Here is a 16,707-nt window from a genome sequence, read left to right on the forward strand (position 1 = left end):
TACTCGCACCTGCCTGTGTGTGCCATAGCCTACACCAGACCCTTAAAAGTGTACCGGGTTTCAACGTAGACGTGGTGACGGATACGCTAAATACCTCAGTATGGACCACTAGAACAGGCAACAAACACGCCAAATCGCGAAAACTGCGTGGACCTGCGGGCTCATAGCAAGTTCTAGAAGAGCGGCAACAAGCCCGAAAGGTCACTGCGCTCCCCTGAAGCGTCAAGCACCCCAGCGGCAACCGCCTGCTCCCACGAACACGCACCCAACACCAGCGCCGCCCACACGAGCGGGCGCGCCTCCACCACGGACGGCGGGGTGCCGCGCGTATGGCGAGGACCCGCCACACACTGGGTCACGCCCAGCGGGGGCACACGCACCTCCACACTATTTCCGGGGGCGAGGGTCGCCAGCTCTTCAAGGGTGAAGCGAACGAAGGTCGCACGCACCGAACGGGGGAGCGCGGCAAACGCCTGCTCCACCTCCGGGCTATTCAGCAAGTAGCTGTTCAGCAGGTACTCGCCTCGGGCGTGCGAATCCACAGGCTCGCTTGCTGCCGCACGCTGTTCCTCAAAGAAAGCACACACTTCGCGTACCGCCGCCATGCCGTCTGCTTCGGAAGTTTTACGTCGAATCGCCACGACTAGTCCTCTTCCGGGGTGCCGGGAGTCGGGTTTTCGCGGGTGAAAAGCTCCTCATGCACGCGCAGCTCGCCCACCTCAGCCGGCTTGCCGTCCACGTAGCCGCCGGTCACCGGGTGAACTACCAGCGCGAGTAGGCGCTCGCATTCTTCAGTGCTCAGGTAGCCGCCAGCGGCGAGAGCGCGCAGTGCCACGGCGTACATGGCGCGGTGCGAGCCGTCGCTCATCTTCACCACCACGGATGCACCCGAACGCAGACCAATGCAGAGCACGCCCTCCGCGCCACCCTTGATGATTGCGTCCAGTTCTTCGCTGAGCACGGTGTCGGGGGAGCCGGGTGCCTGAATCAGCTCGGGGTAGTCCACCATGGCGGTCGCGACCGTGGAGGCGCGCGCATCCGCGCCGAGGTTGCGGATTGCCGCGCCGAGGGTCGAGTAGGCGCGTGCGGCACCGGCAAGGGAGACGGCGTGCACGGGCGCACCGCAGCCGTCAACGCCGATAGCGGCTACGGGCTCGCCGGTGAACGCCTCAATTTCTTCGGTGATGACCTGCTGCAGCGGGTGTGCGGGGTTGAGGTAGTTGTGCAGGGTCCAGTTTTGCGAGCCCTCTTCGAGATCGCCGCGCTCAAGCTTGGCGGTGCACGCCCACAGGAATGCGGCGTGCTTGCCGGAGCAGGGATGCGCCAGAGTAGTAGCGGCAAGGTTCGACTGAACCATTGCCTGGCGTGCCTGCTTGTCGGAGGGGAGCGTGGGCTTGAGCGCCAGGTTTGCCGGGGTGAGCGGGTTGGTTTCGGTGCTGCCCTGGGTGAGTACGTCCTGCACGGCGCGCATTTGCTCGAAGGTGCCGCGGTGCGAGCCGCAGGCGATGGCGACCTGGGAGCCGCGCAGGGGAGCGCCCGCCTTCATGGATCCGATAGCCTGCAGCGGTTTGGCGGCGGAGCGCAGGTAGAAGGGCTCGTGAATATTGCCGAGGGCAAGCTGAATTTCGCCGTCGGGGCCCAGCAGGATGAGGCGGCCGCGGTGGCGTGCCTCAATGAAGTTGTTGCGGGTGAGCTGCGCGAGTTCTACGTCGAAGGCGCTGCTGTGGTCGGTGGTGTGAGTGGTTGCCTGTGGGGTGGTGCTGTTGGTCATTCTTCTAGTTTAAACGGGGCGTGCGGCTTGACCCTATTCGTGCTCAGCGGCGCGGAACTAGGATAAGCTGGCGCGGTCGAGGGAGAGCCCTGTGAAGAGATTCACGCCCACTACGGGTTGAAGTTATGAGTAACTCATTTTTATAATTGAAGTGTGCTCAAGCGCAACGGGTAAGACTAAGGTAAGTGAGCGAGGCACAGCCCGCACGAACCGAAAAACCCAGCACCGCATAGGACCGACCACGATCGACGCCCGACGAACCATTCCGGCGCCTCGACGTACCGCCTCATGAATACGGCGATGACCAAGGCAGCGGCAGATGAGCAAAACCCCACCCCGTCAATCGATGAGCTATGAGTGTATCCACGGTTCATCATCTCTGACATGCCCCAATATGCAGTCTGAGAACGGGCGTATGTATCCAGTTAGGAAAATGATGCGGCCCCGGGGTCCTATATCTAAGCAAAACTAGTTAGACGTGACCCGGTACGAGTATGCATCGCTTAATGCCCCTTACCCCTCAACTCACTCTTGATTGGTGAGCGGCAAACCATGTAAAGGAGTACATCCATGGCAGAGCAGAACAACACCTCCGCAAACACCTCCGCACAGAACGTCTCCCCCAAGGGTGGCGTGGGCGTGGATTCTGAATTCCACGCAAAGTTTTTCCCCATCCTGGCTCGCGTTGCTTCTGTGACTGCAGTGCTCATGTACGTCTTCTACTTCCCGCAGATTATCGGTAACCTGAACGGTCACAAGGGCGACTGGATCCAGCCTCTGGTTGCTGCTGTGAACTGCACCCTGTGGGTTCTGTACGGACTGTGGCGCCCCAAGAAGGATGTTCCGATTATCATCGCGAACCTCCCGGGTATTGTCTTCGGTGGTGTGGCTGCTATTACCGCCCTCATCTAAGGTTTAGCTTGATTCGGTAGCTTCGGTTACCGCGCTGTGCGGCTCTTCTCTAGCGTGCATTCTTGCGAATGTGCCGCTACATGAGAAGGGCCGCATTTTTAGTGTGCTCAGCTCACATTTTTGAGAGGGTACCGGGTACCCTAAATACTATGAAGGTTTTGGTACTGGGCCCCGGCGGCCGCGAACACGCAATTATTCGAGCGCTTCTGCGCGACCCTGAGGTAACCGAGGTGCACAGCGCCCCCGGCAACGCCGGCATTGCCCAGGATGTTCCCGTCCACGCAATTGATGCGAATGACCCCGCCCAGGCAACCGCCCTGGCACGCGAACTGAACGCCGACCTGGTCGTTATTGGCCCGGAGGCGCCCCTGGTCGCAGGTGTCTCCGATGCACTGCGTGAGGCGGGCTTTGACGTTTTCGGCCCCTCCGCAGCTGCCGCACAGCTGGAAGGTTCCAAGGCCTTCGCTAAGCAGGTCATGGAAGAGGCTTCTGTACCGACTGCCCGCGCCTACGTGGCATCGAACGCCGCTGAGGCGCAGGCGGCGCTGGACGAGTTCGGTGCACCCTACGTGGTGAAGGACGACGGCCTGGCTGCGGGTAAGGGCGTTGTGGTGACTGAGGACCGCGCCGCGGCACTGGAGCACGCTCAGGCTTGCTTCAACGCTGGCGGCACCGTGGTCATCGAAGAGTTCCTGGATGGTCCCGAGGTGTCCCTTTTCGTCATCTCTGACGGCAAGAACGTTCTGCCGCTGTCCCCGGCTCAGGACTTCAAGCGCATTTTCGACAACGACGAGGGCCCGAACACCGGCGGTATGGGCGCCTACACCCCGCTTCCCTGGCTGCCCGAGGGCTTCGTACAGGAGGTCGTGGAGAAGGTTGCCCGCCCGACCGTGGCTCGTATGGCTGAGCGCGGCACCCCGTTCGTGGGCGTGCTTTTCTGCGGTCTGGCTGTGACCAGCCGCGGCGTGCGCGTTATCGAGTTCAACGCACGCTTTGGCGACCCGGAAACTCAGGCGGTTCTGGCGCGTCTGCGCACCCCGCTGGGTCAGCTGTTGCGTGCGGCTGCTCGCGGTGAAATTTCTGAGGGTACCGAGCTGGATTGGGATCCCCGCACCGCGGTTGACGTGGTTATGGCTGCTGAGAACTACCCGGGCACTCCCCGCAAGGGTGACGTCATCTCCGGTCTGGATGAGGCGAACGCCCTGGAGGGTGTGCACGTGATTCACGCGGGCACCGTGGTTTCCGGCGAGGAAATCCACACCGCCGGCGGCCGCGTGCTGGCCGTCGTGGCGCTCGGTGAGAACCTGGGCGCCGCCCGCGACGCCGCCTACGAGGGTGTTCGCGCTATCTCCTGGGCTGGCGCGCAGTACCGCACCGATATTGCGCTGAAGGCTGTGGAGAACCGCATCCACATTCCCGCTCCGCGCGGCTAAAACCTAAGGTGACCGGCTTCCCCGCTTGAGGGTGGGGGAGCCGGTCGCTTCTTTGCCACTCGCTTCTTTATTCCTCGCCGCCTCAGCTTTTCCCAGGTTCATTTCCTCGGCTCGGGGTGCTGGCGGCGGCGACCGGGGTAGGTTGGGCTCTCAAGATTGTGCCGTATTGATGACTGATGGCACTATCGGTAGCCATGCCTGTCGCGGTATTGTAATTACACAGACTTTTTGCATCCACATCACACCACCTCATCAGGAGAAATTCTCATGACTTCTCGTTCTAACCCCGTGGAAATCCCGGGCTGGACTCACATTTATTCCGGTAAGGTCCGCGACCTGTACGTTCCGAATGAGGAACGTTTTGACGCTACCGGCTTGACCGTCAATGATGACGCTGAGCTGCGTGCCGGTTCGGTTATGGTTGTTGCCTCGGACCGTATTAGCGCGTTTGACCGTATTCTGCCCACCGAGATCCCGGATAAGGGCAAGATTCTGACTCAGATGTCCCTGTGGTGGTTTGAGCAGCTTAAGCAGGTTCCGAACCACGTGCTGTCCACTGACGTTCCGGATGTTGTGGCTGGTCGCGCGATGATTTGCCGCTCCCTGAACATGTTCCCGGTGGAATGCATTGTGCGCGGTTACCTGACCGGTTCGGGTTTGGCTGTGTACAACGAGACTGGTGAGATTGCTGGCGTGAAGTTGCCTGCGGGTCTGGTGGATGGTTCCCGCCTGGAGACCCCGATTTTCACTCCGACCGGTAAGGCTGAGGTGGGTGAGCATGATGAGCTGGTGACCCGTGAGGAGCTGTACGCTGAGGTTGGTCAGCCGGTGGGTGAGCGCCTGGAGGAGCTGAGCCTGAGCCTGTACACCACTGCGGAGAAGATTGCTCGTGAGCAGGGCATTATTCTGGCGGATACCAAAATGGAGTTCGGTACTGATTCGTACCGCGGCGAGATCACTCTGGGTGATGAGGTTCTGACCCCGGATTCTTCGCGTTTCTGGGACGCTCAGCAGTACGAGCCGGGTCGTGCGCAGCCGAGCTTTGATAAGCAGTATGTGCGTGACTGGCTGCGTTCCCCGGAGGCGGGTTGGGACGGTTCGGATAACGTGCCGCACCTGCCTGAGGAGGTTGTGGAGAAGACTCGTGCCCGTTACGTTGAGGCGTATGAGCGTCTGACCGGCACGAAGTTCTAAACTCAATATTTCGGCTGAAATAAGTCTTTGCGATAGCTAAAGGGCGGTGCCCCGGAAGGTCATTCTTCCGGGGCACCGCCCTTTAATCCATAAGCTCTTTTACCTGCATTCTTATAGGTGCTATACGTCATAAATACATCTTGTGTGTCTATTGTACGGGGGGGGGTTGTCCTCTATCATACTTAGTAATCGGCTCATGATACGCTCGTATCACTGCCGGTTCTCGCCCATCAATGATGCTTGAGAAAGGTGAAGTCCATGGCAAAGAAGCCCTTCACACCCCTCGTCCTTATCGGTATTGCCTGCTGCCTGGGCGTATCGAGTTGCTCCACCACCGTTGAAGTTAAGCAAGACATTCGCAATGTCCTGGCAAGCTACGAGAATCCCTCCCCGGATATTAACGTGGCCCTCGTCAACGAGGTCAAAAAGTGTATGAGCGAGAAGTCCTTCACCTACTCCGGTAGCCAGAACATTATTGACGGCTCCTCCGTTCATGAACTTGCGATGAGTGGCGCCCACTTCGCCAACGAAGAAGCGGCCACCCAGGGATACTGGTCCACCCGGCAGGGCAACGCTAGCTCCAGCAATGCACCCGCGATGGAAAACCCGGCATATCGGAAGGCGTTCCTAGGCGACCCTCAAGCCCCAGACAGCAAAACTGTCACCATCACGATGAGTAACGGCGCTCAGTTCGGCATGGCAACAGATTCATGCCTCGGACGTGCGGCAGAAGCTGTCTTCGGCTCAGCAGAAAACTACCTCAAATACACCAACTTCGTTAACGAACTCAACACGGGCGGATCCAAAAACAACGCGGTAGAAGAAATGGGGAAATACTACCGTAATGACACCACCTACGGTGCATGCATGAAAGAAAGCGGATACGCCGATATCCAGCACTTCGGAGATGCTCCCAGCTACGCAGAGAAAACCTGGGGTAAGTACAAGGCAGCCAATGTAGCCGCCAATGCGGAAGAGCAGTCCCTAGCTCACGCCGACTACAACTGCCAAAAGTCCACTGGAATCCTGACTAAGGCACAGAATATCTACTACGAAAAGGCTGCGACCTGGCTCAATGAGCATGAGCCGCTCATCCTTGAAGTACGCGATATCGAACGTCAGGCCCAGGAGCGTGCCGCAGCTCTACTCAACGGCAACTAGCCAAGGGCAACTAGCCGACGGCAAATAGTAAACGCTGATTCCTCGTTGGACATTTTCTAGCGAGATTTTTCTACCGATCCTCTGCTCTCAACCGCTTTCACCAGCGGATGAGGGCAGAGGATACAGCCCTTTATTCAGTCCCCGCCACGTTGTTTCCCTCAGCAATTACCTCTAGTCCCGCCCCATATTTCACCGCAGAAAGGTGAACCCATGAACACGCAGCAGAGTTCAGAAAACCCCCGCCGCGCCGCTACGACGGCAACCATACGCGCCTACCTGGCTCCGGTGCTCGTCATTCTGCTCGTCATCACCGGCGGGTTCTCCATCTACGCGCTCAACACGGGGCTACGCACCAATGTTGAATCCAATGCGCAGCCGTCCCGCGCCGCGCAACTAACAACCCGAATCAGCACGCAGACTGTTACCCGCACCTACTCGGGAGAAGTCAGCGTGTCACCCGCTCGAAGCTACACCGTAGGAACCCCTCAAGGAGTGGTGACCAGGGACGGCGCCAAGGCGGGTACCCAGCTGAGTAACGGCTCAATTATCACTACTATCAACGAGCGTCCCATCATTGCGTTCAAGGGTAGTATTCCCGCCTACCGCGACCTTGCCGTAGGCGCTCGCGGCGATGATGTTAAACAGCTCCAAGAAGCTCTGGAATCACTCGGCTACAGTATCTGGGATGAGGAAGGAAACTACGGTGAAGCAACCGCCAACGCTGTCTACCGTTTCTACCTGGACCGTGGCTACTACCCTCCCGGGGATACTGACCGAACCGAAGAAGGACGCTACAACACCGCCCTGCCGCTCTCTGAATACCTCTTCGCTGACGGCAATGAATACACCGTAGACAACAGCTGCGGCACCAAAGGCCAAACCTCAACTCCGGCGCTGTGCACCCTATCCGCGGGTGGGTACCGTCTGGTACTCTCCGCGGACGGTAGCGCTCTCAGCAATGAACTCGCTGAAGGACAGAAAGTCCAGATTCTTACCGATAACGGAGGTCCGCTCGAAGGCACTCTGGGCGCGGCCCTCACACCCGAAGGCTCAACTAACGCTGACGGCGGCGCTAACGCAGGTGCCTCCAACGGTGCGCAGAACAGCGCGCGACCTAACAGCGATACCTCCGCACCGGGAGCTACTGCGCGGAAACGCTACCCCATCACAATCGACTTGCCGGAAAACACGACGGCATCAACACGTTTTCAAGCAACCGTCACTCTCAACCGAGGCGCTGAAAACGCCCTCGCGGTGCTCGAAGCAGCCGTCAAAACCGAAGAAAACGGAACGCACTCCATCACCCTGGATAACGGTCAGAACGTCCCCGTCACCCTTGGCGTGTGCTCCGCCGGAATCTGCGAGCTCGTCAACCCCGCTGCAGAACTCAAGGCAGGTACCGTCGTGAAGCTGAAGGAGCGCTAAAATGCCTCATCACGAGACAGAACGTGCCCTCCCCGCGAGCGCTACCGCCACAAAACCTAATATCGAGTGCCACAATATTGCGCGTTTCTTCCCGCCCTCCACCTGGGCGCTAAAAAACGCAACCCTCAGCATTCATGAAGGCGAATCAGTGGCCATTACCGGCGCCTCCGGAAGCGGAAAATCTACGCTTCTCTCTATCATCGGGCTACTCGATCAGCCCTCCGAAGGTGAGCTGAAAATATTGGGACAAAACATGGGCACCGCCAGCGACGCCGAGCGAACTGTAGCACGCCGTGAGCACATCGCTTTTGTCTTTCAGGCGTACCACCTCATTGCTCACCTGAACGCCACCGAGAACATTGCCCATACCCTCCGGATGCGCGGCGTACCGGGCCGTCAGGCACATCAGCGTGCGTTGCAGGCACTCGAACAGGTGGGTTTGGGGCACCGTCTGGAGGTTCTTCCACGCAATATGTCCGGTGGTGAACAGCAACGAGTCGCGGTCGCACGCGCGTTAGCCTGCGCCCCGCGCATCCTACTGTGCGATGAGCCTACAGGAAACCTCGACACTGAAAACTCTCACAAGGTGTTGGATCTGCTCCTCGCCGGCCGTGCGGAGAAGCAAAGCCTGGTCATCATCACCCATGAACCCGATATCGCGGCTCGCTGCGACCGGCAGTTACACATGGTCGATGGGATGCTCGTTAGCCCCGAACTCACTCGTCCCGAAGAACCGGCTCATCAATCGCTCAAAGAACCCGTTGTCAGGGGAGGATAGATGCTAAGGAACAACCTTCACTACGCTCTCCTTGCAGTTGTTCGCCGTTGGCGCCGCAACCTGCTCACGGTATTGGCGATGCTCGCGGGAACAACCACCATCATTATGCTGGTGGGCGTCAGCGAGTCGTCAGCGCTCAATACGAGCTCGCAGCTGGCCAGTTACGATTCCACCCGGCTCGGTGTGCGCCTCCAGCCGCAGACCTGGGATATACCGGAGGATGAACTGCTCTGGCGCGTTAACCAAGTTCCAGAGGTCAAAGCTGCCGGTACAGTCACCATCGATACGCAGACAACGCGTCCGCAGGTCAACAGGCCGGGGTATGAGGGCCAACAGACACCCCTCGCAATTGTTTCAGAAGCAGGTTTGAAAGCACGAGGCGCGCACATTGTCGAAGGGCACTTTTCGGAGCCTGCCCGCGAACGCCCCGGTGAGCCTACCGTCTATCTGGGTGTTGCCCTCGCGAAAGAGCTAGGGGTCAGTACTGAGCCCGGGCGGAACATGATTGAGGTCAACGGAATGCGAGCTTACGTGCTCGGCATTATCCGTGACGGCGGCAAAAACGCTGCTCTCAGTAGCGCTCTTATCCTGCCGACCACCTCCACTTTCTTGCCGCAAGCCCACACCCTGCAACGCGGTATGGACGTTATCGTGAATCCAGGAAGTGCAGATACGGTCGCGGAACAGCTCAAGCAGGTACTCGATCCGCAGCGCGCCCCCGTTGATACAAACATTGAGATTCCGCCTTCACCGGTGACTCTTCGTGCTTCCTTGACGAAGGATAGCCGAGCTCTTACGACCATTATTCTGGTGGTTCTTATCGTCTCGACAAGCTTCGGCATTGTGATGACCATGCAGATTTCGGTCTGGGAACGCCGCAGGGAAATCGGCATTAACCGTGCGCTAGGGTTGGGACGGCGAGATGTGGCGGTGAGCTTCCTGGCAGAGGCGGCTCTCCTCGGGGCCCTGGGCGCTCTTGGAGGCTTCATCCTCGGTGTTCTCGGTTCCTGGGTTGTGTGCCTTCTCAACGGATGGGCGCTATCTCTACCACCCCTTATCCTCGGGATTCCTTTCCTCGGCTTGGTTGTGGGTATCGTAGCGGGCGCATTGCCCGCCTACGCGGCAACGAAGGTTCAGCCGCTTGAGCTGCTACAATAACTGCCCCGCTGAAATAATTGTTCGGCGCATAAGGGCGGTGCCCCGGAAGGTCATTCTTCCGGGGCACCGCCCTTTAGCTATGTGGGTTTATGAGGTTGAGGGGCGAAGCCTAGCCGGCGTGAACGTCTTCATCGTGTACGTTCTCATGGCACAAATCCTCGTGCAGAATATCCCGCGCCGGATGCTGCTGCGCCCGCTCCTCCGCAGCACGGTCAGACAGCGAATAAAACCACGTAATGTGCTCGCACACCCGCTCATAGGCTGTCTGCTCATCGTGAGAGGCAATCGCCTCAATAATGCCGTAATGCTGCTGCTGCAACGTGCGCTTGACCGCCTCCCAATCCTTTAGGAAAGGAACCGCCTCCTGCACATAACTCATCGTCGCCATGTGCAGAGAGTCAATCACCGTATCAAGCACAATATTGCCGCCGAGCTTCGACAGCTCATAGTGAAAACGCGTATCGCAGAAATGGAAGCGCTCATCGCTGATCTGCTCATCCATCTCCGCCAGATGCACACGCGCACGCTCCAGCGCTGCCGCACGCTCCGGGGTGTCCGGCGCGGCAGCCGCCGCACGCGCCGCAGGACCCTCCAGCAGCAGGCGGGTTGAGACAACGTCCTTCACCGGCAGGCTACGGGTCGCAATGTGCATGCGTAGCGCCCAGCTGAGCGCATCCGACGGCTCCGAAATGATAATCGCGCCCGACTTCGGCCCCGAACCGGTGCTGGAACGAATCAGACCCAGCGCGTTCAGAACCCTCAACCCCTCACGGACCGAGGGGCGGGAAATGCCGTGCCGTGCCGCCAGCTCACGCTCGGAGGGGAGCTTATCGCCCACACGCAACTCACCCAGGCGCAGGCGCCGCTCAAAGGTCTCCAGAATGATGCTGTAGCTACGGTCCGCCAGAATCGGCTGGCGCTCAACCACAGGGGGCGCCTCTGCAGGCTGGGTGTCGTCAAAAGAACGAGGCATACTCTCTCCTGATAACGAGGCGGATAACGAAAAGAAGTCTCGACTCAGCATGTTCCCCCAAACTATTGGGGCAACCTATCGAGTCATAAGGGGCATAAAAAGCGGGGCGGCAGAACCGAGAAGGTTCGCCGCCCCGCCGTGGCCACCGGAAAATACCGGGGCGAATGTCCTATGGTCCTTGAGGCTTTCACCTCAAGAACTCTCTAAGGGGTGAGCCTCAGATTAGGGAACCAGGAAGGACAGAACGTTGGTCTGCAGGAAGACCAGGACGCAGACGACCACGAGCATAGCGAAGGACCAGGGGAGGACAGCCTTGAGGATGTCGGATTCCTTGCCTTCCATGTCCACGGAGGTAGCAGCAATAGCCAGCGACTGCGGGGAGATCATCTTACCGACCACACCACCGGTGGTGTTAGCAGCCAGCATGAGCTCGGGGGTTGCGCCGTGGATACCTGCGTGCTGCAGGTTCTCAGCAGCAGACACCTGCAGCTTGGAGAACAGTGCGTTCGCGCTGGTGTCCGAACCGGTCACAGCGGTACCAATCCAGCCCAGAGCCGGTGCGAGGAACGCGTAGACGGTGCCCAGGCCTGCCAGGAAGGTACCCATGGCAATGGTCTGACCGGAGAAGTTCATGACGTATGCCAGTGCCAGAACCGAAGCAATGGTCAGGATGGACCAACGCATGCGGTAGACAACGGAACCGAACTCGGTGAAGATTGCCGGGAACTTGAAGGCGTAGCGGCCCTTCTCGTTGAAGAAGAAGTAGACGACAGCAACAACCAGACCGGAGATGATCAGCAGGGTGCCGGGGTTGGACATCCACGCGAAGCTGTAGACAGCGTCCTTGACGGGCTTGCCGTCAGCGGTGACGAGGCGGGAGCTCAGAGCCTGGATATCAATCTTGATGACGAAGCTCTTCAGCCATGCCTTCAGGCCAGCGTGCAGGTTAGCAACACCGAAGATTGCAACGACGATGACGTAGGGCAGCAGTGCCATCCAGACGCGAACGGCGGGCAGAGCTTCCTTTTCCTCAGCCTGTGCGGGCAGACCGTAGCGTTCACGAACGCCTGCGACGCCGCGCGGCTTCCAGAACTGCAGGAAGACAACAGCAACACCCATGGAGACGATGCAAGCAACAACGTCGGTCAGGTTGAATGCGGGGGTAGCAGCGGTGACCCACTGTGCAATTGCGAAGGAGACACCGATGACCAGTGCGGGCAGCCAAGCGTCCTTCAGACCCTTCATACCGTCAAGGATGACGAGCAGGATGAGCGGAACGAGCATTGCCAGGAACGGAGCCTGGTGACCAACGATGGTTGCGATAACGTGTGCGTCCTTGCCGCCAACGTCAGCTGCGGTGGTAATCGGGACAGCAACCGCGCCGAATGCCACGGGGGCGGTGTTAGCGAGCAGAACGGTAATAGCAGCCTTGAGGGGCTTAACGCCCAGGGCGAGAATCATGGTTGCGGTAATTGCAACGGGAGCGCCGAAGCCAGCCAGTGCCTCGAGCAGACCGCCGAAGCAGAATGCGATGAGGATAGCCTGGATGCGCAGGTCGCCGCCGCCGAGGCGGTCGAAGACGCGGCGCAGATCTTCAAAGCGGCCGGAGAGGACGGTGAGCTGGTAGAACCAGATTGCACCGAGGATAACCCAGCAGATGACCAGGCCGTAGATGCCACCGCGGACGGCGCCCAGACCGGCGAGGTCAGCGGGCATGTGGAAGCCCAGGATTGCTACGAGGATGGATGCTGCCAGTGCCACGAGTGCGGACCAGTGAGCGCGTGCCTTAACGCCCAGTAGCATCACAAAGAAGGTGAGGAGGGGAATGGTTGCCACGAGTGCGCTGAGGCCGAGGCTACCTCCCACTGCATTGGTTACAGCGGTATAAGTTTCCACTGGAACTCCTTTGGTTCAGGGTGTGTCTTGTGTGTGGTCAGACCATAGATAATCCCGCCGGGGAACGAGTCGTTGTTTCCCATGCGGGGATGTGGTCAGACCATTGATCGCATGTTTAGAAGAGTACCGGATAGTGTGGTGATTCACCAAAAGTGATCTGACTCATTTTCGCAGCTAAGGGGTGCTTGGTGGGGTTGGGCCCTGTGAATTTACCGAAATATTGCGGCTCTGACAGTTAATGCCAGGTTCTGAAACTCGAATATTTCTGAAGGCGTAAAGAATTGGGTGTATGAGTGGCTGGTTTATTCGTTAAGGAACCTTCAACTGTGGGCACATTCTTGAAAAGAATGTTGCGTTAAAGAGGGGTCGCCCCACAAAACAATCATTAATGCTTCAGAAAGGCGGATTTCTAGGGGGTTTAGCCGCCGAAGATGTGCGTTTGATAAACGTTCAATAAATAAAGAGGTATAGGGGGTGGGGTGAGGCTGAAAACTAGATGAGGTCACATGTACCGGAAGGTAGGGAAATATACCTTAAGGTCAGGTTGACCTAACCGGTTATTTAACAAGGAAAGTATGTGCTATTCCAACTAGAGAAAAGCCGCCCAACGGTGTTAAATGGCTAGAAAGATAAAAGACATCACCACGGTTTCTGATCCCACCGCATCCCACCTCCACTTGGGGCGCGCACATTAGCCGGAACCATCCGGCCCAGCTTCCCCGACTCAATACATCTGAGTCGCTTCTTTGGAAGACCGAACTTGTTCGGACTGTGCCCCGCCTGCCCCAGACGCAGGCGGTGAGACCGAGAAACTCTGAACACAGAGGAAAGGACGGACAAGTCATGCGCATTGCACTCTTCTCCACGTGCATCGTTGACGGCATGTACCCCCGCGTAGCACGCGCCACCGTCGAAATTCTTGAGCGCCTGGGCCACGAGGTTGTCTTCCCCCCGAACCAGACCTGCTGCTCTCAGATGCACGTCAACTCCGGCTACTTCGATGACGGTTACGAAGTCATCAAGAACCACGTTGAAGCTTTCGACTCCTGGGACTGGGACGTAGCTGTTGCACCCTCCGGCTCCTGCGTTGCTTCCCTGCGTCACCAGCAGGCAATGGTCGCACGTAGCCGCGGCGACGAAGCGCTGGCTCTGAAGGCAGAGCAGATTGCTTCCCGCACCTTCGAGCTCTCCCAGCTGCTGATCGACATCCTCGGCATCACCAACGCAGCTGAGCAGCTCGGCTCCTACTTCCCCGAGCACGTCACCTACCACAGCTCCTGCCACGGTATGCGTATGCTCGGCCTGGGCACCCGCCAGCAGGACCTGGTCCGTACCGTCGAAGGCATCAAGTACACCCAGCTCGAGGGCATGGACCAGTGCTGCGGCTTCGGTGGTACCTTCTCCTTCAAGAACGCTGACGTCTCCGGCGCAATGGTCAACGACAAGGCAGACAACGTTGAAGCAACCGGTGCCTCCGTCTGCAGCGGTGGCGACTGCTCCTGCCTGATGAACATCGGCGGTGCGCTGATGCGTCGCGGCTCGGACGTTCAGACCATCCACTTCGCTGAGATCCTCGCATCCACCAAGGAAAACCCGCTCAAGATCAACTCCGAGCGTGTTGAGCTCTCGATCGGCTAAGGAAAGATAAGACCTCATGACCGCTATTCAGCTTGGTATGCCCAAGGTCGTTCACTACGGCGAGGGCAACATTTTCGAAGAAACCCCCTTCCCCAAGTACGCGAAGGAAGAGCTCAAGAACGAGCAGCTACGCGCCAACCTGCGCTTCGTGACCCACGCGATCCGTAACAAGCGCGCCAAGGTCACCGCTGAGGTGCCCGACTGGCAGGACCTGCGTGACACCGGTGAGTCCGTCAAGAACTACGTTCTGGCAAACCTCCCCGAGCTGCTCGAGCAGTTCGAGCGTAACTTCACCGCCGCAGGCGGCCACGTGCACTGGGCACGCAACGCCACCGAGGCAAACCAGATCGCTCTGGAACTGATTCGTGAGCAGGGCGTGGACGAAATCATCAAGATTAAGTCCATGGCAACCGCAGAGACCGGCCTGAACGAATTCCTCGAGGAAAACGGTATCAACGCTATCGAGACCGACCTCGCGGAAGAAATCGTCCAGCTCGGCCACGACCGCCCCTCCCACATTCTGGTGCCCGCAATTCACCGCAACCGCCGCGAAATCCGCGACATCTTCCTGCGCGAAATTGAGGGTATCAACCCGGACATCACCGATGAGCCGGCAGAACTGGCAGAGGCATCGCGTAACCGTCTGCGCAACAAGTTCCTGAACACCACCGTGGCAGTCTCCGGCACCAACTTCGGTATTGCTGAGACCGGTACCCTGACCATCGTGGAGTCCGAAGGTAACGGCCGTATGTGCCTGACCCTGCCCGACACCCTCATTACCTTCATGGGTATTGAGAAGATTCTGCCCACCTTCCAGGACTACGAGGCATTCCTGCAGCTGCTGCCCCGTTCCTCCACCGGTGAGCGTATGAACCCCTACACCTCCATGTGGACCGGTGTGACCCCCGGTGACGGCCCGCAGAATATGCACGTCATCCTCATCGACAACGGCCGTACCGCCGTTCTGTCCGACGAGCTGGGTCGCCAGGCACTGCGTTGCATCCGCTGCTCCGCTTGCATGAACGTGTGCCCCGTGTACGAGCGCGCAGGTGGTCACGCCTACGGCTCCACCTACCCGGGCCCCATCGGCGCGATTCTGTCCCCGCAGCTCTCCGGTATCGAGGCAGCAGAGAACAACTCCCTGCCGTACGCATCCTCCCTCTGCGGCGCATGCTACGAGGTCTGCCCCGTGAAGATTAACTTCCCCGAGGTCCTCGTGCACCTGCGCGCTAAGGACGTCGAGTCCAAGCACGCTATCCGCGAGTTCGAGGGTAACAAGAAGGCTCCCTTCTCGCAGATGGACGGCATGATGCTCGGTGCGAAGAAGCTCTTCACCTCCGGCAAGATGATGTCGATTGCAGAGCGTGGTCTGCCCATGTCCCGCCTCATCAGCGGCCGCAAGCACAGGATCACCGCTGTTCCCGGTATCGTCGGCGGCTGGACCGCTTACCGCGACATCCCCGAGCCTCCCAAGGAATCCTTCCGCAACTGGTGGAAGAAGGAGAAGGGTCAGGCTCCGGCACGCGATAACGCTCAGCGCGTTGACATTCAGGCCCTCATCGAGGCTAACAAGGGTAAGGCAGCTGAAGCGGCTGCAAACGCTAAGGCTGCTCAGGAAGCCCGTGAAGCTAAGGAGAACAACTAATGTCCTCTGCTAAGGAAGATATCCTCGCACGTATCCGCTCGTCCCTGGCTGACGCACCCGTCGCCCCCGAGCCCGTACGTAACTACCGCCGCGTCAGCGAGCTGACCGAAGAGCAGACCATTGAGATGCTCGTCGACCGCCTCATTGACTACAAGGCAAACGTGTTCCACGCGAACAAGGAGAACATCTCCGAGATCATCGCAGAACGCCTGGGTGAAAAGTCCACCTACGTGGTTCCCGAGGGCCTGAACATGGAGTGGTTGCCGGCTGACACCGCTGACCGCAAGCGCGTTACCGACTCCGGTAGCACCCTCAAGCCCGGATGCCTGTCCCTGAAGGAACTGGACGCAGTTGACGCTGTGGTGACCGGTTCGACCGTCTCCTGCGCAGAGACCGGCACGATCTTCTTGAACACCAACCCCGATGAGGGTCGCCGCGCCATCACCCTGGTGCCCGACCACCACATCTGCGTGGTGCCCCGTTCCACCGTGGTGGAGCTGGTTCCCGAGTCGATCGAGCGTATCACCTACACCCGCCCCGTGACCATGATTTCCGGTCCGTCGGCAACCAGTGATATCGAGCTGATCCGCGTGGAGGGCGTGCACGGCCCCCGTACCCTGGACGTCATCATCTACGACGCCTAAGGTAAAGCGCCAGAAGGTAAACCTCTAAAGAAACCGCCCGAGAGCTAAGGCTCCCGGGCGGTTTCTTTATGCCCTCTCG

At 59.1% G+C, this 16,707-nt stretch carries 14 protein-coding genes; 10 read left to right on the forward strand and 4 right to left on the reverse strand.

Annotated features, from left to right (window positions below; genetic code table 11):
- Positions 1-173 precede the first annotated feature (173 nt).
- Entirely contained in the window at positions 174-641 is a 468-nt protein-coding gene (locus tag HMPREF2999_RS01445; protein ID WP_141757026.1) for a sterol carrier family protein, read from the reverse strand.
- A 2-nt stretch (positions 642-643) separates the two neighbouring features.
- Positions 644-1,771 carry an asparaginase gene (locus HMPREF2999_RS01450; RefSeq protein ID WP_070674685.1) on the reverse strand — a complete coding sequence of 376 codons (1,128 nt, stop codon included), beginning with the start codon at positions 1,769-1,771 and terminating at the stop codon, positions 644-646.
- A 570-nt stretch (positions 1,772-2,341) separates the two neighbouring features.
- Between HMPREF2999_RS01450 and HMPREF2999_RS09565 the strand changes: the two genes are divergently transcribed.
- The 7 genes from HMPREF2999_RS09565 to HMPREF2999_RS01485 all read left to right on the forward strand — a co-directional run bounded on the left by HMPREF2999_RS09565 (position 2,342) and on the right by HMPREF2999_RS01485 (position 9,832).
- Complete coding sequence (locus HMPREF2999_RS09565) at positions 2,342-2,683, forward strand: hypothetical protein (RefSeq protein WP_171840176.1); 342 nt, start codon at positions 2,342-2,344, stop codon at positions 2,681-2,683.
- Between the two features lie 149 nt (positions 2,684-2,832).
- Positions 2,833-4,116, forward strand: coding sequence for a phosphoribosylamine--glycine ligase (gene purD / locus HMPREF2999_RS01460; protein ID WP_070674688.1), 1,284 nt, complete (start codon positions 2,833-2,835; stop codon positions 4,114-4,116).
- A gap of 267 nt (positions 4,117-4,383) precedes the next feature.
- Positions 4,384-5,310, forward strand: a complete 927-nt coding sequence (locus tag HMPREF2999_RS01465) for a phosphoribosylaminoimidazolesuccinocarboxamide synthase (protein WP_005508230.1) — start codon at positions 4,384-4,386, stop codon at positions 5,308-5,310.
- Positions 5,311-5,568: 258 nt separating this feature from the next.
- Positions 5,569-6,471 carry an adenylate cyclase gene (locus HMPREF2999_RS01470; protein ID WP_070674691.1) on the forward strand — a complete coding sequence of 301 codons (903 nt, stop codon included), beginning with the start codon at positions 5,569-5,571 and terminating at the stop codon, positions 6,469-6,471.
- 210 nt (positions 6,472-6,681) lie between these two features.
- Positions 6,682-7,896 (forward strand): peptidoglycan-binding domain-containing protein, encoded by a 1,215-nt coding sequence (locus HMPREF2999_RS01475; RefSeq protein WP_070674694.1) that lies wholly within the window; start codon positions 6,682-6,684, stop codon positions 7,894-7,896.
- Between the two features lies 1 nt (position 7,897).
- Positions 7,898-8,674 carry an ABC transporter ATP-binding protein gene (locus tag HMPREF2999_RS01480; RefSeq protein ID WP_070674697.1) on the forward strand — a complete coding sequence of 259 codons (777 nt, stop codon included), beginning with the start codon at positions 7,898-7,900 and terminating at the stop codon, positions 8,672-8,674.
- Positions 8,675-9,832: an ABC transporter permease gene (locus tag HMPREF2999_RS01485; protein WP_070674700.1), complete on the forward strand. Its 1,158-nt coding sequence runs from the start codon at positions 8,675-8,677 to the stop codon at positions 9,830-9,832.
- A 109-nt stretch (positions 9,833-9,941) separates the two neighbouring features.
- Here the strand turns inward: HMPREF2999_RS01485 and HMPREF2999_RS01490 are convergent, their stop codons facing one another.
- Together HMPREF2999_RS01490 and HMPREF2999_RS01495 are read right to left on the reverse strand one after the other, a co-directional pair.
- The gene (locus HMPREF2999_RS01490) at positions 9,942-10,805 is read right to left on the reverse strand and encodes a FadR/GntR family transcriptional regulator (RefSeq protein ID WP_070674704.1); all 864 of its coding nucleotides are present in this window, start codon (positions 10,803-10,805) and stop codon (positions 9,942-9,944) included.
- Between the two features lie 222 nt (positions 10,806-11,027).
- The gene (locus tag HMPREF2999_RS01495; protein WP_070674707.1) at positions 11,028-12,701 is read right to left on the reverse strand and encodes an L-lactate permease; all 1,674 of its coding nucleotides are present in this window, start codon (positions 12,699-12,701) and stop codon (positions 11,028-11,030) included.
- Positions 12,702-13,544: 843 nt separating this feature from the next.
- On the opposite strand from HMPREF2999_RS01495, the gene HMPREF2999_RS01500 reads away from it, so the two are divergent.
- Genes HMPREF2999_RS01500 through HMPREF2999_RS01510 form a run of 3 tightly spaced genes read left to right on the forward strand, consistent with a single transcriptional unit; the run spans position 13,545 to position 16,628 of the window.
- Entirely contained in the window at positions 13,545-14,339 is a 795-nt protein-coding gene (locus HMPREF2999_RS01500; RefSeq protein ID WP_070674710.1) for a (Fe-S)-binding protein, read from the forward strand.
- Between the two features lie 16 nt (positions 14,340-14,355).
- Complete coding sequence (locus HMPREF2999_RS01505) at positions 14,356-15,984, forward strand: lactate utilization protein B (protein WP_070674713.1); 1,629 nt, start codon at positions 14,356-14,358, stop codon at positions 15,982-15,984.
- Positions 15,984-16,628: a LutC/YkgG family protein gene (locus HMPREF2999_RS01510; protein ID WP_070674716.1), complete on the forward strand. Its 645-nt coding sequence runs from the start codon at positions 15,984-15,986 to the stop codon at positions 16,626-16,628. Before HMPREF2999_RS01505 ends, HMPREF2999_RS01510 begins: the two co-directional genes overlap by 1 nt.
- Positions 16,629-16,707 lie beyond the last annotated feature (79 nt).

It is taken from the genome of Rothia sp. HMSC066H02, from assembly GCF_001814995.1.
Classification (GTDB): Bacteria; Actinomycetota; Actinomycetes; order Actinomycetales; family Micrococcaceae; genus Rothia; species Rothia mucilaginosa.